General features: G+C 68.4%; 16 protein-coding genes. 10 read left to right on the forward strand and 6 right to left on the reverse strand.

Annotated elements, in window-relative coordinates; all coding sequences use genetic code 11:
* The first annotated feature begins 2 nt into the window (after window positions 1-2).
* From O7633_RS22830 to aroF, 5 genes are read left to right on the forward strand one after another with little or no spacing between them, the layout of a single operon-like run.
* The gene (locus tag O7633_RS22830; protein WP_282328621.1) at window positions 3-1,373 is read left to right on the forward strand and encodes an amidase; all 1,371 of its coding nucleotides are present in this window, start codon (window positions 3-5) and stop codon (window positions 1,371-1,373) included.
* The gene (locus O7633_RS22835; RefSeq protein ID WP_282323871.1) at window positions 1,370-2,698 is read left to right on the forward strand and encodes a hypothetical protein; all 1,329 of its coding nucleotides are present in this window, start codon (window positions 1,370-1,372) and stop codon (window positions 2,696-2,698) included. The genes O7633_RS22830 and O7633_RS22835 overlap by 4 nt, the downstream gene beginning before the upstream one ends.
* Entirely contained in the window at window positions 2,656-4,107 is a 1,452-nt protein-coding gene (locus tag O7633_RS22840; protein WP_282323872.1) for an ATP-grasp domain-containing protein, read from the forward strand. Before O7633_RS22835 ends, O7633_RS22840 begins: the two co-directional genes overlap by 43 nt.
* The gene (locus O7633_RS22845) at window positions 4,097-5,263 is read left to right on the forward strand and encodes a GNAT family N-acetyltransferase (protein ID WP_282323873.1); all 1,167 of its coding nucleotides are present in this window, start codon (window positions 4,097-4,099) and stop codon (window positions 5,261-5,263) included. The genes O7633_RS22840 and O7633_RS22845 overlap by 11 nt, the downstream gene beginning before the upstream one ends.
* Window positions 5,260-6,276, forward strand: coding sequence for a 3-deoxy-7-phosphoheptulonate synthase (gene aroF / locus O7633_RS22850; RefSeq protein ID WP_282323874.1), 1,017 nt, complete (start codon window positions 5,260-5,262; stop codon window positions 6,274-6,276). Before O7633_RS22845 ends, aroF begins: the two co-directional genes overlap by 4 nt.
* A 302-nt stretch (window positions 6,277-6,578) precedes the next feature.
* Here aroF and O7633_RS22855 read toward each other — a convergent pair whose 3' ends face one another.
* Entirely contained in the window at window positions 6,579-6,890 is a 312-nt protein-coding gene (locus O7633_RS22855) for a hypothetical protein (RefSeq protein ID WP_282323875.1), read from the reverse strand.
* A gap of 134 nt (window positions 6,891-7,024) precedes the next feature.
* On the opposite strand from O7633_RS22855, the gene O7633_RS22860 reads away from it, so the two are divergent.
* Window positions 7,025-7,354, forward strand: a complete 330-nt coding sequence (locus O7633_RS22860) for a hypothetical protein (RefSeq protein WP_282323876.1) — start codon at window positions 7,025-7,027, stop codon at window positions 7,352-7,354.
* 35 nt (window positions 7,355-7,389) lie between these two features.
* On the opposite strand, the gene O7633_RS22865 is transcribed toward O7633_RS22860, so the two are convergent.
* Window positions 7,390-7,797, reverse strand: a complete 408-nt coding sequence (locus O7633_RS22865) for a hypothetical protein (RefSeq protein ID WP_282323877.1) — start codon at window positions 7,795-7,797, stop codon at window positions 7,390-7,392.
* 710 nt (window positions 7,798-8,507) lie between these two features.
* Between O7633_RS22865 and O7633_RS22870 the strand changes: the two genes are divergently transcribed.
* The 3 genes from O7633_RS22870 to O7633_RS22880 all read left to right on the forward strand — a co-directional run bounded on the left by O7633_RS22870 (window position 8,508) and on the right by O7633_RS22880 (window position 11,133).
* Window positions 8,508-9,698, forward strand: a complete 1,191-nt coding sequence (locus O7633_RS22870) for an IS110 family transposase (RefSeq protein WP_282323878.1) — start codon at window positions 8,508-8,510, stop codon at window positions 9,696-9,698.
* Between the two features lie 360 nt (window positions 9,699-10,058).
* Window positions 10,059-10,721, forward strand: coding sequence for a DUF433 domain-containing protein (locus O7633_RS22875; protein ID WP_348776297.1), 663 nt, complete (start codon window positions 10,059-10,061; stop codon window positions 10,719-10,721).
* On the forward strand, window positions 10,678-11,133 hold the full coding sequence (locus O7633_RS22880; RefSeq protein WP_282323880.1) for a hypothetical protein: 456 nt from the start codon (window positions 10,678-10,680) through the stop codon (window positions 11,131-11,133). Before O7633_RS22875 ends, O7633_RS22880 begins: the two co-directional genes overlap by 44 nt.
* A 208-nt stretch (window positions 11,134-11,341) precedes the next feature.
* Here the strand turns inward: O7633_RS22880 and O7633_RS22885 are convergent, their stop codons facing one another.
* Together O7633_RS22885 and O7633_RS22890 are read right to left on the reverse strand one after the other, a co-directional pair.
* Window positions 11,342-14,383 carry an AAA family ATPase gene (locus tag O7633_RS22885; protein WP_282323881.1) on the reverse strand — a complete coding sequence of 1,014 codons (3,042 nt, stop codon included), beginning with the start codon at window positions 14,381-14,383 and terminating at the stop codon, window positions 11,342-11,344.
* A complete protein-coding gene (locus O7633_RS22890; RefSeq protein WP_282323882.1) occupies window positions 14,384-17,674 on the reverse strand; it encodes a helicase-related protein in 3,291 nt (1,096 codons plus the stop codon).
* Window positions 17,675-18,817: 1,143 nt separating this feature from the next.
* Here O7633_RS22890 and dcm point away from each other — a divergent pair.
* Window positions 18,818-20,773 (forward strand): DNA cytosine methyltransferase, encoded by a 1,956-nt coding sequence (gene dcm, locus O7633_RS22895; protein ID WP_282323883.1) that lies wholly within the window; start codon window positions 18,818-18,820, stop codon window positions 20,771-20,773.
* A gap of 33 nt (window positions 20,774-20,806) precedes the next feature.
* On the opposite strand, the gene O7633_RS22900 is transcribed toward dcm, so the two are convergent.
* Together O7633_RS22900 and O7633_RS22905 are read right to left on the reverse strand one after the other, a co-directional pair.
* Window positions 20,807-22,117, reverse strand: coding sequence for an ATP-binding protein (locus O7633_RS22900; RefSeq protein WP_282323884.1), 1,311 nt, complete (start codon window positions 22,115-22,117; stop codon window positions 20,807-20,809).
* A gap of 44 nt (window positions 22,118-22,161) precedes the next feature.
* On the reverse strand, window positions 22,162-22,620 hold the full coding sequence (locus O7633_RS22905) for a very short patch repair endonuclease (protein ID WP_282323885.1): 459 nt from the start codon (window positions 22,618-22,620) through the stop codon (window positions 22,162-22,164).
* Window positions 22,621-22,926: the final 306 nt, after the last annotated feature.

Genomic DNA, 22,926 nt, shown 5'->3' on the forward strand with positions numbered 1-22,926 from the left:
TCGTGACCAACATCCAGGAGCCCGTCCGGGCGGTGCCGGAGTCGCTGACCGGCCCGCTGTCGGAGCGCGTCGACCGCCTCCGGCGGGGGCGGCTCGACGGCGACCGGTGGCGGGCCGAGGCGGACGAGTGGGCCGCGTACGCCGACGGCCGCTACCAGGCATGCGTGGAGCTGCGCCCGACCGGGCGCGGCGCGGGCGGGGTCCGGATCGGCGTGAAGGACACGCTCGACGTAGCGGGTTTCGCCACGCGGCTCGGACTGCGGCACTACCGGCACCACCCCCGGAGCACGTCCGCCGCGCTGAGCGGGCTGCCCCGCTCGGCGGTCGTCGCGAAACTGGTCACCACCGAGATCAACATCGGGCGTGGGCACGGCTGCGTCAACCCGTACTTCCCCCACCTCGACCCGGCCGGGTCGAGCACCGGATGCGCGGTCGCCGTCGCGGCCGGCATCTGCGACGTGGCCGTCGGCACGGACAGCGTCGGATCGGTGCGCCTGCCCGCGGCGGCCTGCGGCGTGGTGGGGCTTCGGCTCACCCACGATCCGCGCCACTTCGGCACGGGCTTCCGCAGCTCACCGCTGCTGGACGCGCCAGGGCTGGTCACCCGCACCGCGCGGGACCTGGCCTGGGCCTGGGGCGAGGGCTGGTTCGGGTCTGGCCCGCCCGTACCCGAGCAGCGGGCCGCCTTCCGGGTGGGCGTCGTCGCCGAGGTCCTGGAGCACTGGCGCGCGCCGGAGGTGGTCCGGGCGCAGGATATGGCCGTGCGGGCCCTCGATGCGGCGGGGCACCCGGTGCGGCGGGTCCGCCTGGGCGAGATCTGGCGGTGGCGGGGCGCGGTCTTCGAACTGTGCGCCCGGCATGCCTGGGAGACCTGCCGTACCTGGCCGGAGCGGGTGACCGAGTCCTTCGGCACGCCCACCCGGCTGGCGCTGGAGTCCGGTGCCGCGGTGACCGACGAGCGGCTCGCCGACATCGTCGTGGCAGCCCGACGCGCCCGCGCCGCCGCCCCGGCGCTCTTCGAGGACGGGGGCGTCGACGTCTGGCTGCTGCCGGCGGGCCCCCGGCCGCCCCGCAACCTCGCTCTCACCCCCGCGCCGGTCTCCACCATCCCGGACCCGAACGACCAGGACGACCCTCGCCTGGTGGGGTACGCCTCGATCGCGAGCCTCGCCGGGCTGCCGGCGGTCACTTTCCCGGTCGCCCACGACGAGGCCCTCGACGCGCCGATCGAGATGCAGGCGGTCGGACCGCCGGGCAGCGAACCGACACTGATCGCCTTCGCCGAGACGATGTCCGAGTTGCTCAACGGGCCGAGCTTCCGGATCGACCGGATGCCGTCTGGACCCGTAGCCGAATCGGAGGCCGGCCGATGACCGCCGCCCGGGCGTCCCAGCCGAACGCGAGGCTGGAGGAGCCCGAGGCCGGGCGGGGCACTCTGCCCTTCCTCGCCGTGTGGGTGCCCAGCCTCGGCGCGGTGGTGGCGTCCGGCGTCGCCATGTTCGCGCTAAGCTGGTGGATTACCCGCTCGCCGAGCGGCGGGGCCCACCTCGGCCTCATCGTCGGCCTCTCCAGCGTGCTGTCGCTCACCACGATGATGGTGGTCTCCGGCATCCTGGACCATGCCGACCGCCGCCGGGCGGTGCTGCTGCAACTGGCCCTGATGGCGGCCCCGCTGATCGCGCTCCTGGCCATCTTCGGCACGGGCCAGAACGCCTGGACGGTACTGGCCGCCGGCGGCTGCTACGCGGCCGTGCTCACGGTGCAGACCGTCTACATCGGCACGATGGAGAGCATCGGCGCCGACCTGGCTCCGGCGGACTGGCCCGGGCCGCGCGTGGCGCTGCTGACGCAGTTGCACACCCAGATCAGCCGCGTCGCGGCGCCGATGGTGGCGGGTGGGCTCGTCGCCGCCGGCGCGCTGCGAGGGGTCTCCGCCGTCTCGCTCGCCCTGGTGCTGGCCGCGCTCGTCATGGCGCTGCTGTTCGCCCGGCCGTTCGACGTGGTGACCGCCCGCCACCGCTCGGCCGCCGGGCCGGGACTGGCCGGCGACGCGCCGACCGCACCCCGGGTAGGGCTCCTGCGCCGCACCCTCCGTGACGCCAAGGCCTCGCTGGTGATCATCCGTAGCCACCGCGAGCTGGTCTTCCTCGTCTGGTTCGGCATCCTGGCCAACCTGGTGGTGGCGCCGTTCTACGCCGTGCTGCCGGCCTTCATCAAGGAGTACGGCCTCCCGGAGCAGGCCCAGGCGGTACTGTTCCGCGACGCCGCGAGCGCCTACGGCATCGGTCTGCTGCTCGGCTCGCTGGCGCTGATGCGCTACCGGCAACGGCGGCTCGGCGCGGCGGCCCTCGCCTTCGCCGCGATCTGTGGGCTGCTGCTCACCGTCACGATCGCCGGGCAGGACTGGGTCATCGTGCCCGCCATGGTCCTCAGCGGGGCGCTCTTCTCCGTCCTGGTCGCCGTCGGCGGGGCGGCATGGCTTGCCCACACCCCGGCTCCGGTACGCATGCGCGTGTTCAGCCTCCGTCGGCTCGTGGTCTTTTCCAGCATCCCGCTGGGCAACGTCCTGATGGGCGTCGGGGGCTTCGTCGTCGGCTACCGCCTCTTCATCCGACTGTTGTTGATCCTCGTCCTCGTGACGCTGGCCGTCATCTGGTGGCGCTTCGTCTGGGCCACGAGGCGTGCGGCGACAGCGTGAACGTGACCGTCCAGAAGGAAAGGGAGCACGTGAAACGCATCCTCTTCGTGCACGGCCGGGCCGGCACGCCCCTGCAGTACGCGCTGCCCCGCGTCGCCGCCCGCGCTGAACTGCATGTGCTGGCGATCTCGCCGTTGCCCACCGGCGGCGCCGAGGCGTGGCGCCCGGCCTGCGCGTCGATCGTCGAGGCGTGGCAGGACCGGCCGCGTGGCGAGGACCTGGTCGAACTCATCATGCGGCACGCGAAGCACGTCGGGGCCGACGCGGTGCTCTGCCTCTCCGAGTACCTGGTGCTGGCCGGGGCGGTGGCCGCCGAGCGGCTCGGGCTGCGCGGGCCCGGCTCCGGTGCCGCCCGGCGGGCCCGCGACAAGCGGCTGATGCGCGCCAGTTGGCGACGCGACGGCGTGCCGATCCCCCGCTTCCTGCCGGTGGAGGACGAGGCGGACGTGCGGTGGGCGGTGCGGGAACTCACCCCCCCGCTGCTGCTCAAGCCGGCCTGGGGCTCGGGGTCGATCGGACAGATGGTCGTCCGGTCGGAGGCCGACGCCCCGGCCGCCTTCGCCGCGCTCACCGCGTCTCTGCGACGCAACGACGACTTCGGGCTCGTCGAGTGGTACGAGCCGGACGCGGCCCGGAACCTGCTCGTCGAGGAGATCATCTCCGGCACCACCGAGGGCTGGTACGGCGACGAGGATGCACGCCGCCGGTACGGCGACTACGTCAGCATAGAGGGCATCGTCTCCGACGGCACCTACCACCCCCTGTGCGTCACCGCCCGGATGCCCACCATTCCGCCGTTCACGGAACTGAGCAGCAATGCGCCGTGCGTGTTGCCGGAGCCGCTGCAACGACGGATCGAGGAGGTGGCCCGCGCGGCCGTCGACGCGCTGGGCCTGGAGAACTGCGGCACCCATACCGAGATCAAGCTGTGCGCGGACGGCAGCCTGGCGGTGGTCGAGACCGCCGCCCGGTTCGGCGGCTCGGTCATCGCCCGGGTCGTCGAGCACGTCTTCGGCCTCGACATGGTCGACATGCTGGTCCGGCAGCTGCTCGGTGAGCCGGTCGACTACCCCGAGCGGATGCTGACCCGGGGGCGCGGCGCGGCGGCCACGCTCGCCTGGCTGCCGGCGGACGCGTCCGGGCGTCCCTGGACCAGCGAACCGGTGTGGCGTCCCGAGGCCACCCGGCTCGAGGCGCTGCTGAGCCCCGGCAGCACCATCGAGACGGTCCCGGAACTCACCGCCCCCGCCGGCAGCACCGTCCCCCGCTACGACCCCGCCGCCGGGGCCCGCAACTGCTTCGGGCGGTTCTTCGTCACCGCCGTCGACCCCGAGACGCTCATCACCGACCTCTACGCCGTGACCAACGGGCTCGAGCGGGCCCTGGGGACGGTGCCCGGTGACCGTTGAGGTGGTGGACAGCCCGGCTGCCGTACCGGGGTGGGACGCTGCGCTGGGCGACCGGGACACCTTCTACGCCAGCCGCGACTGGCTCACCTTCTCCGACTCCGACGGGGAGGCGCGGGCACGGTACGCCGTCGCCGGCAACACGCAGGCACCCCAGGGCATGCTGCCGGTGCACCTCGCCCGCACCGAGACGAACGGCCGCTACCGGCCCGGGCGCGAGGTGCGGACGCTGGCCGACTGCCCCCACCGGTTGGCTGTCCTCGGGGGACGACGCGGATACCGCTCCGTGCCCCCGCCCCCGGCGGAGACACTGCCGGCCCTGCGGGAGACGGCGGTGGCCGCCCAGGGCGAGCCCGTCGACGGCTGGTGGTGGCCCTACCTGCTGAGCGAGGAGGTCCACGCCGTCATAAAGGCACCCGGGGATCAGCGGCCGGCGGTGAGCCTGCTCAACGCCGACTGCGTGCTGGACGTGCCCGGCGACGGGTTCGACGACTACCTCGCCGCGCTGCCGAACAAACGACGCCGGTACAACGTGCGGCAGGAGGCCCGAGCCTTCGCCGCCTCCGGGCTCACCGTACGCCGGCTGCGCCTGTCCGAGTGCTGGGAACAGGGCGGCGTGCTCGCGTCCAACCTCCAGCGCCGCTACGGGCACGACCACTCGCCCGCCCTCATGGCGGACGTGCTGCGCCGGCAGGCGGAACGGCTGGACCACCGGTCGGTCGTCTTCGGCTGTTACGACGGGGCGCGGATGGTCGGCTTCTCTCTGGCGTACCGCTGGCGCTCGGAGCTGGTCATCCGGCTCGTCGGGTTCGACTACGACCGCCTTCGGGACGCCTACGAGTATCCGCAGCTCGTGTTCTACAGCCCGCTGGAGTTCTGCTACGAGGAGGGCCTGACCGGCATCCAGCTGGGCACCTCCAGCCTGGGCGCGAAGGCGCTGCGCGGTGCGCGCGTCCGCCCCCTGTGGTCCCTCACCCACTGCCCCTGCCTGACCGGGCCGGCCGGGCCGGCCGACGTCCTCAACCGCCGGCTGGACACGCTCACCGGGCAGTTGCCCGACAGCGAGGCGCACCGGTTCGCGGAGACGCTCCGCCCGATCGCCGAGGCCTTCGCGACCACCCCACCGACGCAAGCATCACCGGAAGGACAGGAACCGTGATCGTCGTACTCGACGCAACCGCCACGCCTCCTGACGTCACCGACGTCGTCACCATCATCGAGAGCGGGGGCGGCCGTGCCAGCACGAGCAGCGGCGGCGGCCGGACGCTCGTCGTGGCAACCGACGCCGCCGGCCATGTGAGCACGGACCTGCGAACCCTGGCCGCCGTCCGGGACGTGGTCGCGATCAGCAGTTCCCACAAGCTGGTGAGCCGCGAGCACCAACCGGTGCGGTCGACCGTGCGGGTAGGCAACGTCGCCATCGGCCCGGACACCGTGACCCTCGTCGCCGGACCATGCGCCGTCGAGAGCCCCGACCAGATGTTGGACTGCGCGCTGATAGCCAAGGCCGCAGGCGCGACGCTGCTGCGCGGCGGGGCCTACAAGCCCCGCTCCTCCCCGTATGCCTTCCAAGGGCTCGGTGAGTCGGGCCTCAAGGTCCTAGCCTCGGTCGGGCAAGAGACGCGCCTCCCCGTCGTCACGGAGATCGTCGATCCCCGCGACCTGGACGTGGTCTGCGCGCACGCCGACATGCTTCAGGTCGGCGCGCGGAACATGCAGAACTTCGAACTGCTCAAGGCGATCGGCCGGACCGGGATGCCGGTCCTGCTCAAGCGCGGGATGAGTGCGACTGTGGAGGAATGGCTGCTCGCCGCCGAGTACGTGGCGATGAGCGGTAACCTCGACATAGTCCTGTGCGAGCGCGGGATCCGGACGTTCGAGAGGTCCACCCGGAACACCCTCGACATCTCGGCGGTCCCCGTCATCCAGCAGCTCTCCCACCTGCCGGTAATCGTCGACCCGTCGCACTCCGGCGGGCGGCGGGACCTCGTCCTGCCGCTGACCCGGGCAGCGATCGCGGCCGGCGCCGACGGGGTCATCGTCGACGTGCACACCGACCCCGAGGCCGCGTTGTGCGACGGGGGGCAGGCCCTGACGCGGGAAGACATGGGCGAGCTGCGGCGGTCGATCAGCGAACTGGCGCGGGTGGGTGGGCGTGATCTGGCAGCTTGACCGATGATCCCTTGAGCTCAACCAGCGCTGGTGACACCTCCAGTCGATGATTTCTGGAGGGAATGTTGTGGAGGCCGAGCAGTGTGTATCACGCGTGTAGTAGGGGCGGGCGGTGTGCCGCCCGCCTATCCAGCCAGACACGGGCCAAGACCCAGATGACGATCAAGAGTCCGAGGTGGCATCTCCACGACGTCACCTACCCGACGCGCGTCATCCGGGCATCGGTCCATACTCGGCGACCAGGTACGACCGGTAAGAGATCACCGCGGGAATCGCCACGTTCAACTTTCCCGCCGTAGTGGTCAGCACCTCCTCGTACCCAACAGCGCGCCGAGGCGCGGATCGACGATCACCGTGTACTGGGCAGGCAGACCGTGCGCGCTCGACGCGATTGAGAACGCCTGCCCGGCGCGGCCGGCTCGGTCCATGACGATCCCGGTCACCGTTATGCCCAGCAGGTCGGCCAGCAGTCTGAGCACCGCCGCCCGCTGTGCCGGGTTCAGCAGCCGCACCCCAGCGAGTTCGGTGACATCCTCCAGGTACTGCACCGGCGCCTCGTGCGCGGACGCCCCGGCGGTCAGCCACCCGCGCAGCGTGGCCGCGTCCGTGGGCACCGCACCCATGAAGCGGCTGGAGAACCCGCCTGCGCAGCCAACTGCTGCGCCGCTACCGCGACGCACACCACACCGATGCCCCCACCCCGGCAGCCGCCCGCACCGCCGGGGAACTGCTCGCCACCGCCGCGGAGTTGCGCGCCCAGCGGGAACGGCGGGACGCCGAGCAACGCGAACGCGACCGGGTCCGCCGGGAACGGTCCGCCGCAGCAGCCCGGCAACGGCACCTCGACACCCTCGCAGTCGACCAACCCGCCGCATGGCAGCGGGTCGACGAACCCATCGCCACAAAGAGACCCCGCGAGTACGACACCGCCGTACAACTCCTCGTCGACCTGCGCGAACTCAGCGATCGCGACGGGGACAGCTCGTCGTTCCGACACCGGCTGGCCGAGCTCCGGGCGGTGCACGCCCGCAAGCCCAGCCTGCTCGAACGCCTCAACCTCGCAGGCCTCGACACCTGACGCACCGTTCGCCGCCCGATATCAGCCGCCGTGTATCACCGCCAAGCAGTACCCGGATCAGGGTTGAGGCCGGCCCACTGCGCCTGCGTCAGCAGGCCCTCATGCTCCAGCCGGTGGGCGACCTTGGCCTTCGTGGCCGCATCCAGCGTCTCGGATAGATCCTCGAACGAGGCGGGCAAGACATCCAGCAAGGAAAAGATCTGCTGGCCGTCTCGCACCGTCAGAAGCAGCATGCACCGCCAGTGCGGCGAAGACTCAGGCCGGTGCCCCAACCGGTGCACCAGTACCGGCCACAGATAGTGCACCGCTGCTGGATCGGCGAACTCCGCCAACCACCCTGCCCCGTGATTGCGGTTCAGTCCGCAATGAATCGCCTCGGTGTCGAGCCGGATCAACTCTGACGTGTCGACTGCCTTGATCGTCCGGGGAACACCTGAGCTCACGGCGAGAGTTTCCCATGCGAGAACGAGCCTCCCGACACGCCGATCCCGACTCGCCCACCCGCAGACCGGCCAGGAAAAGTTCAACCCTGGCCGGCAAGCCCAGAACGCATGAGGAGATCGTCGGGCAATGGCTCACCCGCTCCGCCGAACGCCGGCACGCGTCGGCCTCGTGCTGATCCAGCCTCCGAAGTCCGCGGAGGACGTTTTCCGTGAGGCCCGTCTCCTGCCCGGCTGCACGCCTCCACGCTCGGGAGCGGGCAGCCAGTCGACGCCGCGTGGAACCTTCGGCCGGCGTTGACACGCGGGCTCGCACATCGTGTCCGTGGTGCCGGCCGACGATGGCGGCAGGCTGAGTTCGCCGTGCCCGCGGGGCCGGGAGTGGGGATGGCTGTGTGTGTTCCGCCGTGATCGTGGCTGAGCTTCGAGGTGCCACCAACTCTCGCCTCGCGGGTGGGCTTGGTTGAACGGGCGCGGCCTTGGTGGCCGTAGACCGTGATGCCCCGGAAGTGGCGGGTATGGCTGCGTGTGTTTCGCCGAGATCGCTTGGCTGACGGTAGGAGATGCCACCCGCCGCTTCGTCGTCTGCGAGATTCGGTAGACCGCTGATGGAGACCCGCGACCTGCGATCGCATTCGTAGAAGGTGCCGGCAAACCCGAACCCACAGACAAAGGGCATCCGACAGAATCGATCAACGAAGGGGAGCACGACGGTGGCGAAGTTGTGGATCGGCGTGGACATCGGCAAAACCCACCACCACGTCGCCGCCGTCGACGGCGGCGGCCGGCTCGTCTACTCCCGCCGGGTTGCCAACGACGAGACCACCCTGCTCACCGTCATGGCCGAGGTGTCGACACATGGCCGTGCGGTCTGCTGGGCGGTCGACGTCACCACCGGCCTGTCCGCGCTGCTGCTGACCCTGCTGTGGCGGCGGCAGGCGCAGGTCCGCTATGTCTCCGGCACCGTCGCGTTCCACATGGCCGCCGCGTTCGCCGGGGAGAACAAGACCGATGCCCGCGACGCGGTCGTCATCGCCCAGACCATCCGCATGCGCCCCGACATCCCCGTCCTGGAACCCTCCGACCGGCTCCTTGCCGAACTGACCGTCCTGACCGGCTACCGGGCCGACCTCGTCGGCCAGCGCGTCGCGACCCTGTTCCGCTTGCAGGAACTCCTCACCGGGATCAGCCCTGCCCTGGAGCGGGCTGTGGACCTGAACCGCAAGGCCCCGATGATGGTCCTGGCGTGCTGGCAGACCCCGGCCGCGATCCGGCACGCCGGCGTCGACCGTATCACCGCCCTGCTCCGCCGCGGCCACGTCAAGAACGCCGTCCAGGTCGCCGAGGCGATGGTCGCCGCCGCCCGGCAGCAGACTGTCACCCTGCCCGGCCAGCGTGCTGCTGCCGTGGTCATCGGGCAGATGGCCACCGAAATCCTCGCCCTCGAACAACGCATCGCCGCCGTCGACGACCTCATCGCCGACCAACTCGACCAGCACCCCCTCGCGCCGATCATCGGGAGCATGCCCGGCATGGGCCCCCTGCTGACCGCCGAACTGCTGGTGCACACCGCCGGCATGACCGAGTACGACAGCCCCACCAAACTGGCCGCCCATGCGGGCCTGGCACCCGTCTCCCGCGACTCCGGAACGGTCTCCGGGAACCATCGGCAGCCCCGCCGATACCACCGAAGACTGCGGCACATTCTGTGGATGGCCGCTTTCACCGCCGCCCGGGAATGCCCTGCATCGCGTGCCTACTACGAGAAGAAGCGTGCCGAAGGAAAGAATCACCGGCAAGCCATACTCGCCCTCGCCCGACGACGCGTCGACGTTCTCTGGGCCCTTGTCCGTGACCGCAAGACCTTTATCCGACCGGCACTGGTGATCCGCGCCGCAGCCTGAACCAGACCGCTCCCCGCCGACGAGACCCCGCTCCCGCCGGCCGATCCACCCTGCCCACCAAGATCAACCGGAGCCACATGGAGACTCCTAACCGGACGCTCCGCCGGTATCCGCAGGCCGATGACCTGCGGATTCTCTGTACTCGGGCTACTTGCCCCGGTCGCTCATGCACACCGCTGCGATCGCCTGCTGAAGATCAGCCGAGCTGCATAAGTGCTGCTCAGTGGCACTTCTCGTGTTCACCACATGCTTCGGGACCTCGCAGCAAGAGCGCGACACTCCAGCGGTGGTGCACTCAGCACGTCGCCTGTGCAATGCTGCTGACAAGGTGTTCCTGCGGCGTGCGGAGAGGGGGAAGAAGTGGGCGATGTCCGCTTTACGGAAGGAATCCTCAATCTAGCTCAAGCCGGACGTCATCTCCGCGTGCCGCAGCAGACCTTCCACCGGTGGGCGCGCGGCTACCAGCGCGGTGGCCCTCTGCTGCACATCGCCGACGGCCGTCCGGACGTACTGCCGGTCACGTTCATCGCTTTGGCTGAAGCGCACGTGTTGGAGGCGCTGCGCACCGCCGGGGTGCGCCCGCAGAAGATCCGGCCGGCCCTGACGGAACTCCAGCGGGAGTTCGGCCGTGAGTACGTCCTGGTCGCCCCCGAGCTGGCCACCGACGGCATCGACGTGCTGTGGGACTTCAGCAAAACCCGCTCCGGGGAAGGACTGATCGTCGGCGGCACCAACCAGCATGTGATCAAGGAAATCGTGGCCGATCACATGGAATACATCGCCTTCGACAGCGAGGGGATCCCCGAGCAGCTGACGCTGTCCAACTGGCAACCGGCCAAGGTGATCGTCAACATGCGGCGATCGTTCGGGCAGCCGATCTTCGCTGCGACGGGAACTCGAGTGGCGGACGTCGCCGGCATGATGAAGGCGGGTGAGAGCGCTGAAGCAGTCGCGGATGAGTTCGGGATTGACATCCACGATGCCCGAGCTGCCGCACGCATCCTCCTGGGCCGCGCCGCCTGAGTTCTACATCGACGAGAACATGCACGGCCGGTCTCTGCGCCGGTGCATCGTCGAGCTCGGCTACCAGGTCCATAGCCCCGCCTCCGTGTTCACCCGGGAGCGTCTGGAACAGGGTCTGACGGACGAGGACTGGCTGCCCGTGATTGGCGAGAAGGGCTGGGTCGTGTTCGGCCGCGACCAGAACATCCTCAAACGGGAGCTGGAGCTGCAAGCCTTCCTCAAGGCCAAGGTGCACATGTTCCTGTTTCCCGGCGACGCGACCCGCGAGCACATCATCGAGCTGGTGCGGCTGAACCTGGCCCAGATCTGTGCGCTCGCGTCGGCCCGTCGGCCAAACGTCTACTGGCTTCGGCGTGACAGCGTGATCAGCTACGAGGAACGTCGAGCCGAGATCCACCGCCGCCGCTCATAGACATTGCGACCCGGACTGATCTTCTAAGACGGTTGTCTATCTACATCTGAAGCCCGCAGCCTGCTGATATAGGTTCTGTGCTCAGGTAGGCGGGTCGCAGAAGCGTGTTGGTGTGCTCGCTTGCCAAAGATCAGCAAAATCGGCGCACTTCCTTTTCTAGGCCGGGTCGACTCTCAATGAAATCCCCTCCCCGGCTTGCCGGATAAGGTCAGCATCGCGTGAGGGGTCCAGGCAGCGGCTTGCTGTGCACCACGACAAGTTCCCGGTTCGCGCGGGTCAGGCTCGTGTACAGGGTCCCGGCGAACTCCTCCTGTCGTACGAAGTAACGCGGCTCAACGACCACGACCCCGTCGAACTCCACGCCCCTCGCCGAGTCGGGTGTGCGGACGGCCAGTCGGCGCCCCTCCACGGCCCAGTCGCCCGTGCCTGCTGCCGTGTCCGCTCGTCGCCACCCGTTGCTGAGAAGCAGCTTGTCGATGGCATCCGGATCGGTGGTGATGATCGCTGCGGTTCCGCCCGGGTAAGAGTCCAGCAGTCTGCTCGCCTCAACGACGGCCCTGAGATCGCGCTTGCCGGGTGTGCTGGTTCGGATGATGGAAGGGGCCGGCCCTTCTGTCTGGAGTGAACAGGGTTGGTTTTTATCGGAGGGCAGGAGTCGGTTGGCAAAGTCGAGAATCGGCTGAGTGGAGCGGTAGCCCCGTTCAACTATTTCAGGTTGGAACAGCCGGGCATCGGGAAGTATGTGAAGCCGCCCTGCCAGTTCGTGCCAGTCGAGGTGGCCGATGTCCAGCCGGCGGCGTTGGTTCAGGTCGCCGACGATCGTCCATCGTCCGTCGGCGTTGTGGGCATGAATGATCTCCCATTCGAGTTCCGAGACGTCTTGGGCTTCGTCAACGACGATGTGGTCGTACCTGGGTCGCTTGTCGCTGATCAGCAGGCCCAGTTGCGCGAGGAGAGGAAGGTGGCGACGTTTGCCCCAGACCTTCGGGAAAGGTGGGAGGGTCTCGATCCACCGCTGCTCCGTCTGGCTGGCCGGTGGTCGTCCGTGTGGGTCGTTGCTGCGGATTGCCTCGTAGGCCATCTTGACCTTGTCGGTCGGCCGGCTCGCCTGCCATCCTTGTCGGTTCCGGCACTCCGCCACCGCGTGTTTCGCTAGGGCCACGATGAAGCCGCCGACGTCCTGTGGTGTGCCCTCGCCCGGCTGTACGGCGGTGGTTCCCAGGCCGGCGAGTTCGGCTAACCACTCGGGGAGTGACTTGACCGTTATGGCTCCATTCGGGTCGAGTTCCCGGACCGTCTGTGACACATGACGGACATACTGTTCAGTAGGCCCGAGCAGGAGTACCCGCGGGATTCGGCCCTTTCGCGCTGCTGTCTCTTCGTTGACCAGATAGCCCGCACGGTGCACGGCGATAATCGTTTTTCCGGTGCCCGGGTGCCCCTGGATGACCAGGGGCATCGTCGGTGGTTGGGTCACGAGGCGGTACTGGTCGGGTTGGAGGGTGGCGAGCACGGAGGTCATCGCCTCCGTCCGAGGCGCGCGCAGGGCGTAACGCACCGCATCGACGGCACGCATTCCGTTCTCGAGGCCTGCCGCCGAGGCGGAACGCTGTACGTGTCCGTTCGGTTCGGGCTGCCGGTCAGCTGCCCGGTCCAGGAGTCTGGGTGGTGTGGGGGGAGCGACCTTAGGCGTGGGCAGGGCGACCCTGTGTCTGATCAGCCTGGCACCGCGTACGGCGATCACCTCGACTCCTCTGAGGCTGCCCGGGATGCTGAGGCGTTCAACCATCTCTATGGTCCGGCGTCTGTCGAGGTCCTGCGCCCCGGGGCCGGTCAGATTGGTGAGGACGGTCCACTGGGCGGTGGGGTTATTGGTTCGAAGGACGGCGCAGGACAGGCTGGAGAGCTCATGTTCGCCGTGGACGATGACGTGGCCGTAGGGTTTCCGGCTGTCACGGGTTCTGAGTAGGGTCACCAGTTGGGCGAACAGTGCGAGGTAGCGCAGTTGTCCCCATGCGATTCTGTACGACGGTAGGGTGGCGATCCATTCTGCGGAGTACCTACCCAGCTTCAGTGGTTCGGCGGATACTCCGCCCATGCGAATCACCTCGTAGGCGACCTCGAGCTTCTTCGGCAGGGGTACGTGGCGCTGCGCCCACCCCAGGCGTCGGTGACAGATCTGGACGGCCTGTTCCACGATGTTCTTGACGTACAGACCTACGTCAAGGGCAGATGGCTGTCGGGTGTCCGTGAAGCGGGGGTAGCCGGCGATTCCGACAAGCCACTCGGTGTCCTGCACGATGGTTATGATCTTCGGTATATCGGTAGTGGGAATTCCGACGAGTGCTGCTGCGGTATGGACCCTGTTGACGATCTTCGGGATCTGGTTGGTCCATGCTGAGACGACGAGTACGCGTCGTCGCTCGCGCGCCAGGTGTCGCACCATGTCGACCGCGCGTACGGCTGCGATACCTTCGGGATCCGCCAGTGAGTCCTCGGAGAAGGCGACGATGAGCGGCGTGTGCGGTTGCCAGGTTGCCAGGTCCGCCGGCTTGCCCGGCAGCGGCGGCCGGTCCGTGGTGTGCTTCTCCGTCACGGGGTCCCGGCGCGCTGCCGGGGCAGCCGGTGGCGGCTCATTCCTTGGTTTGCGGGGTCCGGGCACCGGAGGGGGTGGAGTTGCCCGCCGGGTTCTGCGCACCTGCCCTGCGGGGTGGTCCGCCGACGCGGCGGTGCGGGCAGGTGACGATGTCGAGCCGGTGGGCCGTCCGACCTGCCGGCGTGGCGGTGCCGGCGGGACCTGTAACTCTTCTGTCTTGAAGGGCGACTGGTCGGCCGGTATCGCGATCGCCCAGTCGTCGGAGGCGTGCACCACCTCTGCGCCACGCACCGTGAGTGTCCGGCGCACCACCACGTCCGTGTCCAATTCATGGGTGGTGTGCGGATCGAAGAACGCCTTCGCTGCCCGTGCGGCCCAGTTGATGACCGGATAGTCCCAGTCCGCGCTGTTGAGGTACCGCGTACCGATGTAGAAGGCGACCCCGAGATCCCTGTCCGGACCGGCAAGGCCCACCCGGCCGCAGAGGGGCCCGATGCTCGCCCGTTCACCCCGAGGGACGTTGTCGACGTAGCGCTCGTTCGCGGTAATGGAGATTTCGGGGTTCTTCCGGTTGAGCCGTCGCTCCAGCGCCCGCAGGTAGCTTCGGTTGGTGGCGATCTCGTAGGCGAGTTCCTCGTCGCTGATCCTGGCCACCTACCGCACCTCCACTACGCAGACGGCCAGGTCCTCGGTACTGAGCATGGCCGTCGATCGTGCCGATATGTCCTGCAGGAGGCCCGCGAAGCGGTTGTCCTCACGCTGCTGTTGGGCTTCGAAGAGCCGTACCATGCGCTCCCTGCCGCGGGCACGCAGGGTGGCGATGCGGGACTCCAGAGCCTGTGTCCGCCGTTGATGGACCTGCTCGACGCTGAGCCGTCGCGAGGCGAGGAACGCCTTGTTCTCAGCGGTCAACGTGTCCCTGCTCCGTATCTGCCTCTGGAGCAGGAGGCTATTGCTCACGCTGAGCGCTGGGCGAAGGTCGATGACCCCGTCGAACCACGCCGGTCGTAGGCTTCCGGCCGCCACCGCCGCCATCAACCGGTCACCAAGGTCGGGGGCGGGCTGAAGGGTCCGGGCGTCAACGGTGACGGTCCATACCTCGTGCAACGGTCTGACACCGTTCCAGTTGGCCACGCGCAGATGGACGAGATACGTGCCCGGGGCCACTGCGGCGTCGTGCGCCGGCATCGTGATCGCGGAGAATCTGGTCTGCCGGTGTCCCGGTACGTCCAGCGCGGCCCGTACCAACGGGTGGTTCGCCGTCAGGAGCGGCACTCCGGTGGTTCGGGACGTCTCCTGGTCCAGGGACAACTGAATCGGCAGTTGATGTGTCAGATCGCTCAGGATCCGGTCCACCTCGGACCTCGTCTTCTCACCCCGCTGTGCGAGGTCACGGACATGACCGGCGAGCTCGCTGTTGCCGATCACGGTCACGTGGTCGCCACTGATCCGGCAGCGTCCCTCGTAGCTGCCCACCCAGTCGCTCACCAGCAAAGCCAGTTCCTGTTGCCCGACGTACCGGCCGGATGCGAGCAGGTCGGGCTCGAGACCCTCGATGTCGACGCCGTCACTCGATATGAGGTGGGGTGCGGCCGACTCGATCTCGTCGGCGGCCCGTTCCTGCTCGGCGACCGCTGCCAGGAACTCCTGGGTGCGCTGCGCCCGTTGGGCGGGGGTCAAGGTGAAGTCGAGGAGGGAGGATTCGACATCGGGCCACATGCTCTCGATGATCGGTTCCAGCGCTCCGATGGCGTGTTCGAAGATGCCGATCCGGGTGAGTACCCGCTCGAGGATGTCCGATTCGATCGTCCCGGGAGTCGTGAAGTTGATGATCAGGATCTTCTGTTCGGTCTGGCCGATCCGGTCGATCCGGCCGATACGTTGCTCGATCTCCATGGGATTCCATGGCAGGTCATAGTTGACCAGGACGGAGCAGAACTCGAAGTCCAAGCCCTCGCTCGCGACCTTGGTGGCCACGACAATGTCGTAGCCGCCTGCCCGGAAGTCAGCCATGACCCTGGCCCGGTCGTCTCGGCCCACGCCACCGTGCAGCACCGCGGTCCTGCATCGTCCTCGCAGATGCTGTTCAAGGTACGACAAGGTTCTACGGGAGAATGTGAAGACGAGTCCCTGCCTGCCCTGGTTGATCAGATCGTCGACGACGCGAAGGAACTGATCGAGCTTCGTATCCACATCGATAGCGCCTGCCAGCTCCCGCAACCGCGGCGACGGCGGCACATCCTGACCGCTCACATCTACCGACGTCTCGGCCCTGGCGTTCACCTCGTTCTGCACTCCCGGTGCCTGCCCCCAGGCCAGGACGAGCGCCGCCGCCTCGGGCAGGCAGCTGCCCGCGAGGCGGAGCGGCATCTGCATGCCGAAGTGCAGCGGTGTGTCCCTGGCCCTCGCCCGCTCGATGCACCACTGCAGGTATGCCTGATAGAAGTCATGCTCACGTCGGGTCCAGCGCACCTTCACAGGCCGCGGCTCCCGGACCGCCTTGTTCTCCTGAACCTCAATCTTGCGGGTACGCGTGACCTGGGCCGAGAGCCCGCCCAGCTCGCTGCAGATTCGTTTCACCTGGACCACATCGGCCGGCGAGAGGTGCGGGCGTTCCAGGATTTCGCATAGCAGAACGAAGTCAGGCCGCATGGCGATGATGCGACCGAACGTACTGTCGGACAGGTCCGACAGCCACCGCCGACGTGTGGAGTTGCTGACCGAGGTGTTCAGCAGCGAACCCGTGACCCGGTTGAGGACCCTGTTCGGTTCGATCCGTTCCTGCAGGTCCGCCAAGTCCTGGAACTCGCCGGGCACCAACAGCTCAAGGAGGTTGTACAGGTCGTTGTTGCGCAGGTTCACCGGGGTGGCGGAGAGGAAGACGTACGCATCCGCCCAGCGGGACAGCAGCTCACCCAACGCATGGCTCTTGGTGTTCGAGTTGCGGAAGACATGGGCCTCGTCGACGATCACCAGGTCCAACTGGAGCCCCAACTCTTCAACGTCGGCGAGCCCCTTCCACGCCCGCAGCCGCTCCACCGAGCAGATCCAGGCCATCCTCCTGGGCAGCCGATCCGATTCGAGCCGGCCCTTGAGGTCGGCCAGCCCCGTGCCGGTGAGCTCGGTCAGCTCGAATCCGAACCTCTCGCGCATCTCAAGCTGCCACTTGGCCAGCAGCGCGGAGGGACACACGACGAGTACCCGGTTCGCGTGCCTACGGGCGTCAAGCTCAGTCCACAACAGCCCAGCTTCGATGGTCTTGCCGAGACCGACCTCGTCCGCGATGAGCAACCGCAACGACCCCGTGCTCAGCAACTTCATCACCGGCTTGAACTGGTACGGCCGGAAGATGGTGCGTGTCGCCCGGAACGAGAAGACCGTGTCGGTGAACTGCTTCTCCAGCTTCGCCCTGGTCAGGGTGGCGGCAAGTCGCTCGGCGGGAGCGGACTCGGTGCGTACCCATGCTTCGGGCGAGTCGACCGTCGGTATCGGCAGCAGGGCATCCTCCTCGATCCGCTGGGTGCGGCTGCCGACGAAGACCTGGTAGACCCAACGACCGTGCGCGAACTGGCGCGACTTGACCATGCCGTCCTGCCCGGCTTGGGTGATCACCTCGTCGGTGACATCGAACCGGGGCAGCGGCACGTCGTCGGCGCTATCCCAAAAGTGGTCGAACCAGCCCAGCGTAGAGGCCAACGGCGAGTCCTCGGCCACCTCGGCAGCCGGCTCGTGGGTTCCCGCACCGGGCATCGCACCAGAGGTGACCACCAGCAGCGGAGCGGGGTCCAGGCCCCCGAACCAGTAGACCCCTTCAGGCAGGCTGACCGTCGGGACGACGATCTGCCTCACCCGCTCCACCGCTCCCGCAGGATCGGGCAGATCCGCGCCCAGGGCCAGAACGTCAGTGAATAGTCCGGTTGCGAGCATGGCGGTCGCGTCCGTCACCAGGGGGTGGTATCCATGTGTGACCGCGAGGACTCCTGGGTCGGGAAAGATCTGCCGGCCTGCTCCGCCGAGCGCACGCAATGTCATCCTCCGTGGTCGACTCGAACTGGTTCGTAGCCCGGCTGTCCTGCCACGACGCACCTATGTGGCATCTCCGGGCCTGGAAGCCCCAACCCAGCTTCCCAACAGCCGTTGTCGGGCCGGACCGAGCGCACGTGGCGATCGGCGGCTCAGGGGGATACACCCACGACTTGCGGTTGGCGCTCCTCGGGCCGGCCCCGACGCTGCCGCTGGCGGGTGGGTTCGTCGTCACGCGGTCCACCAGTTCGACGCCGTGTGTATGCCTGTAGCCGTTGGAGATTGAGGCATCGGCCGACACCGCACCAATTTAGGTCCACTACAGACAGTAGGGAAGGGCTCGATCGACGAGGGTCGGAGGACGTTCAGGTGTGAGTGACTGACCGATCCGGTGAAGAAGGGGACCATGGTGCAGATCGATCTGGTGGTCACGTGGCCGGCCTGCGAGCCGTAGCCCGACTCCGCCTGACTCCGGCACCACTCCGGTTGACCGGCCGAATGGGCCAGCTGTGCACCCTGATCCGCGTTCCGACCGAGGAACTCCTCGCCGGCGCCGAGCGGTTCGACGTTGACGGCGACACCATGATCTTTCCTGCCGGCACACTCCTCATCGCCGAAGCTGCCTGCCGGGCCAACCCCACAGCCGTCCTCGACGAAGTCATCGAGGAAGAGGCAAAGACACGCCACAAATGCAAGTACGGAGGCGAGCGGCCCAGTCTGAGAACCCGAAGGCGGGAGCCGACAACACCCGAGTGGGAGTACCACCTTTGCCGGCGGTTCGACCGGCCCCGTCACGAACCTCTGCGCCAGTTGTGCGGGCACTGGGCCGTGACAACACGAACGTCTTCCCGCGGCGGAGACGGAGAACCAGCGATTGGACGTCCCCGGCGCGCGGGGGAAGATCCCCACCCGACGCCGCTGGGGCAATTGAGCCCTTGCTGTCCGCCTGCCTCTTGACGCCGCTCCTGCGAACGGCCGGCAGGGTCGGTGCGGAACCTCAAGTGACCGGCAGGCTCGGTGTCGTCGCTGGCTTTGCGCACCCCGGCGGCGGTAGCGTGCGTGACCGTGACCGCCGTTGACCATGCCCCCAGCCGCAAGCCCAGAAAGCGCGAAGGGTACGGCGTGAAGTTGGTCAGGGGCCCGTTCGTGCGGCTGGCCCCGCATCCGGACAGCTGCGAGGACGCTGCCGATCTACCTGCCTATGCCGCTGGTGTCCGTCGTGCAGGGAGACCTCTGGCCGCTGACCTCTTCAGCGGTGCGGGTGGGTTGAGTCTCGGTCTGCAGAAGGCCGGCTACGAGGTCGTGCTCAGTGTTGATCACGATGCGGAGGCGGTCGAGACGCACCGGCACCACCATGGGGGCCTTAGCGTCAACTGGGACCTGGGCGATCCCGCGGTGATCCGCACGGTTGCTGATCTCGTGCGGGACTGCCGGATCGAACTGCTCGCCGGTGGGCCTCCTTGCCAGCCGTTCTCCAAGGCCGGTCGGTCGATGATCCGGCACCGGGTCCGCTATGCGGAGCGTGACCCGTACGACGAGCGTCGGGACCTGTGGCGGTCTTTCATCGAGGTGATCCGGCTCGCCAGGCCGCCGGCGGTGCTGATGGAGAACGTTCCGGACATGGCCTTGGACAAGGAGATGTTCATCTTCCGGACGATGGTCCATGAGCTGGAGTCGATGGGCTACGCCGTTCAGGCTCAGGTGGTCGACACGTGGCGGTACGGGGTCCCGCAGTTCCGGCAGCGCCTGATCGTGGTCGCCCTGGCCGACGGGGCGCTGTTCGAGTGGCCGCCGCATGCGCTCGAGCGGGTGACCGTGTGGAACGCGATCGGGGATCTTCCGCCGGTGGAGGGTGGCTGGCGTCCTGACGGCGGTGCGGAGGGATGGACCGATTACGCGGAGCCGGTGACGGAGTATCAGCGCAGCATGCGGGCCGATGTGACGGACGCTGACAGGCGTAAGGTGTTCGATCACATCACCCGGCCTGTCCGTGAGGACGACGCCCGAGCGTTCGAGTTGATGGACGCCACCACCCGTTACTCGGACCTTCCTGAGGAGATGAGGCGGTACCGCGACGACATCTTCGACGACAAGTACAAGCGCCTTGACGAGGACGGCCTGTCCCGGACGATCACCGCGCACATCGCGAAGGACGGCTACTGGTACATCCATCCGCGGCAGGGACGGACGCTGACCGTGCGGGAGGCGGCCCGGTTGCAGACCTTCCCTGACTGGTTCAGGTTCGCCGGACCACCGTCGGCGGCCTTCCGTCAGATCGGCAACGCGGTGCCACCGCTGTTCGCCGAGCACCTGGCGGGCGCGGTGCGCCGGAGCGTCGCCGCCGCGCGGCCGGCGGAGACCTCCACGCGGGAGGTCGCGGCGTTGCTCGCCGGATGGTTCGACAGCGCTGAGGTTCGTGGCCTGCCCTGGCTGCGGGCGACCACGAGGTGGCAGGTTATCCAGGCGGAGATGCTGCTGGACCGCGCCTCCGTGGACGTCGTACGTCCGCTCTGGCCGCTGATCGCGAGGTGGACGTCCCCGCAGGCGACGGTGCTCGCGGAGTCGGAGCTGAGCGAGATCGGGCGGTGGACGGGCAAGGAGGTCCGTGCGGGGCGGATCGTCGAGCTGGCCGGGCGGCTGGCCGACGACCCGGCGGTCCTCGATGACGACGCCGTGGTACGCAACATCCCCGGGGTGCACGAGGCGTTGGCGGACCTGGCGATCCTGGTCGTGCCCAGTGCAGGCGAGGACGATTCGGAGGAGCCGGTGCTTTCCACCAAGGGTGTGCTGCGGGTGGCTGCCCGTTACCTCGGTGAGCCGGTCGACCGGAGGAACCGGCTCACGGACGGCCGGCTGGCGGTGGCCCGCATGATCGGTGATGACAGCGACGCCCGCAGGGCGCATCTAGGTCTCATCGAGCTGGCCAACACACTGTGCCGGCCGGTCGAGCCGACGTGTGACGCGTGTCCGTTGCAGAAGGTGTGCCGCAGCAGCCAGGCCGGAAGCCTCCGGCTCTTCTGACCGGCAGTCGTCCGGTCCTTTTGCGGGACGGCTTCAGGTGTCCAGACCGAGGGCCTTCAGCGCGTCCGGCGACTGTTCCCTCAGTACGGCGGTGATGCGTTGCCAGGCGGCCCATTCCCCGGCCTGCATAGCTGCGGCCCGCAGGGCGAGGCCGGCGGTGGCGGTGGCATGCGTGGCGGCGCGGACCTCGGGCGGGGCGCCGAGGCCGGCGGGGACCGGCCGCCGCGTCGCGGTGGTGCGGGGGGCCTTGCGGTAGGCGTCGTTGGCGTAGATGCACAGCTCGTTGATCGGTGCTTCGAGCATCTGGCGGAGCTGGGCGGGGATCGCGACCCGCATCTTGGCGACGTTGATGTTGAACGCGGAGTCGAGGCCGGTGCCGAAGTCGACGGAGGCTCGGGCGAGCTTCGTATGTTCATCGATGCCGCGGATGCCGCCCCAACCGCCCCACTGGACGAGGCGGTCCGCCCGGTAGATGTACAGGCCCTGCTGTCGGTTCCAGTTGAGAGGTCCGGAGTGCCGTTCGAACTCGCCCGGGCTGCTGAAGCCGTCGCGTGAGGGCAGGATGTAGCGGCGCAGGGTCACGTGGCCCCCGGCGTTGCCGAGTGTGACCTCGAAGCGTTGGGGCGGTAGTTCCTGCCGGGCCGCTTCGTCCGGTGCGAACGGGTTCCAGGCGCGGACCTTCTGCCCGTTGACGGAGATCACGACCTGCCGGTCCCCGGCGGTGCCTTCGATGAAGCGGTGGAACACCATTCCGAGGTGTTCGGCGGTGCGGGTGGCGAGCGTCTCGATGCGGCGTTTCGCCCAGCCGCCTTCGGGCCGGCGCTCAGGGAGAACCCTGTCGAGACTGCGCCAGAGCACCACCGTGCCGGTGCCCTCGGCGAGCCACTTCCTGGCACGGACGACGTCGGGCTCGGAACCCGGGTCGGCGATGACCCATTCGTCCCATTCTTCTACGAGGTCGAGGTCGAGGGCGCGGGCGTGGGTACGGAAGACCTTCGGCGTGCTCCGGGTGATCACGGTGACGGACCGGCACTGCGACAGCGACGCGGTCTTCAGTCCGAGCCCGTACCGACCGAGGTCTCCATCCGAGTAGTCGCGCCGTGACCCGAAGCGGAGGGCTTCGAGGAGCCCTTTGGGCGTCATGCCCGAACCGTCGTCGGTGATGAAGACCCGTGAGTTGGGGCCGTCGAACTCGACGCTGATGTCGACGTGGGTCGCTCCTGCGGCGATGCTGTTGTCGACGATGTCGGCCACCGCGGTGGGGAACTCGTAGCCGATGTCGCGCAGTGAACCGGTCAGTCGCGCGGCCGAGGGTGGCACCTGGAACCATGATCCGGCCGGCATCGGTTTCCTCCCCGGTGTACGACGACAGCTTCAGGACCAGGATGTCACACATCACGTGGTGATCTTGTACCGCGTTCCGGCGCCTCCCGTCTCCGGTGCCAGAGTGCTTCGATGCTGTCCGCGACCTCCGCGGGGTCCTCGTGTTCCCAGAAGTGCGCCACCGTCCAGCCGAGCGCGGAGAGCTGGTCGTCCTTCTCGCGGTCACGTTGAACGTTGCGCTGCAGTTTGGCGGTCCACCAATCGGAGTTGTTCTTGGGGACCGTGCCGTGCAACGGGCACAGATGCCAGAAGCATCCGTCGATAAATACGGCGATCTTCGCTCTGGTGAAGGCGATGTCGGGCCGGCCGGGCAGCGGTTTGTGGTTGACCCTGTAGCGCATCCCGCGACGGTGCAGTTCACGACGGATGAGGAGTTCCGGGCGCGTGGAGGAGCGTGGCATCCGGCTCATCTGCGCCGACACCAGCGCGTTGAGGGGTGCCGGTCGGCGACCGGTGGCTGTCAAAGCGGCCTCCGTCGTGGGTGAGGTGCCTTCCGGCCGTCCGGACGGATCCGGTGGCACCGCGCCGGTCGTGACCGGCCGACCGCCCAGTGGGCGGTGGCATCTGCGTGCACATCGATGTCAGCCGAACGGGCCAAAGGTCCGGATCCGGGCACGGCGGCGCAACCGGCGGATTCACTGGTGACGCGGCCCCGACCAGGGTCGGACCGGTGCCGGTACCGGCGCGGCGACCACCGGCCTATGTAGTAAGGGACGATCCGGTACGTTGAAAGCCGCCGTAACACCGGCATCCGGAGCTTCTCGGATTCA

Source organism: Micromonospora sp. WMMD712 (assembly GCF_029581295.1).
GTDB classification, from domain to species: domain Bacteria; phylum Actinomycetota; class Actinomycetes; order Mycobacteriales; family Micromonosporaceae; genus Micromonospora; species Micromonospora carbonacea.

Excerpts from the sequence above, each read along its gene's own strand:
- O7633_RS22835 (WP_282323871.1), top strand. The coding sequence starts at position 1,370 with ATGACCGCCGCCCGGGCGTCCCAGCCGAACGCGAGGCTGGAGGAGCCC.
- O7633_RS22880 (WP_282323880.1), top strand. The coding sequence starts at position 10,678 with ATGCCCGAGCTGCCGCACGCATCCTCCTGGGCCGCGCCGCCTGAGTTC.
- O7633_RS22900 (WP_282323884.1), bottom strand. The coding sequence starts at position 22,117 with ATGCCGGCCGGATCATGGTTCCAGGTGCCACCCTCGGCCGCGCGACTG.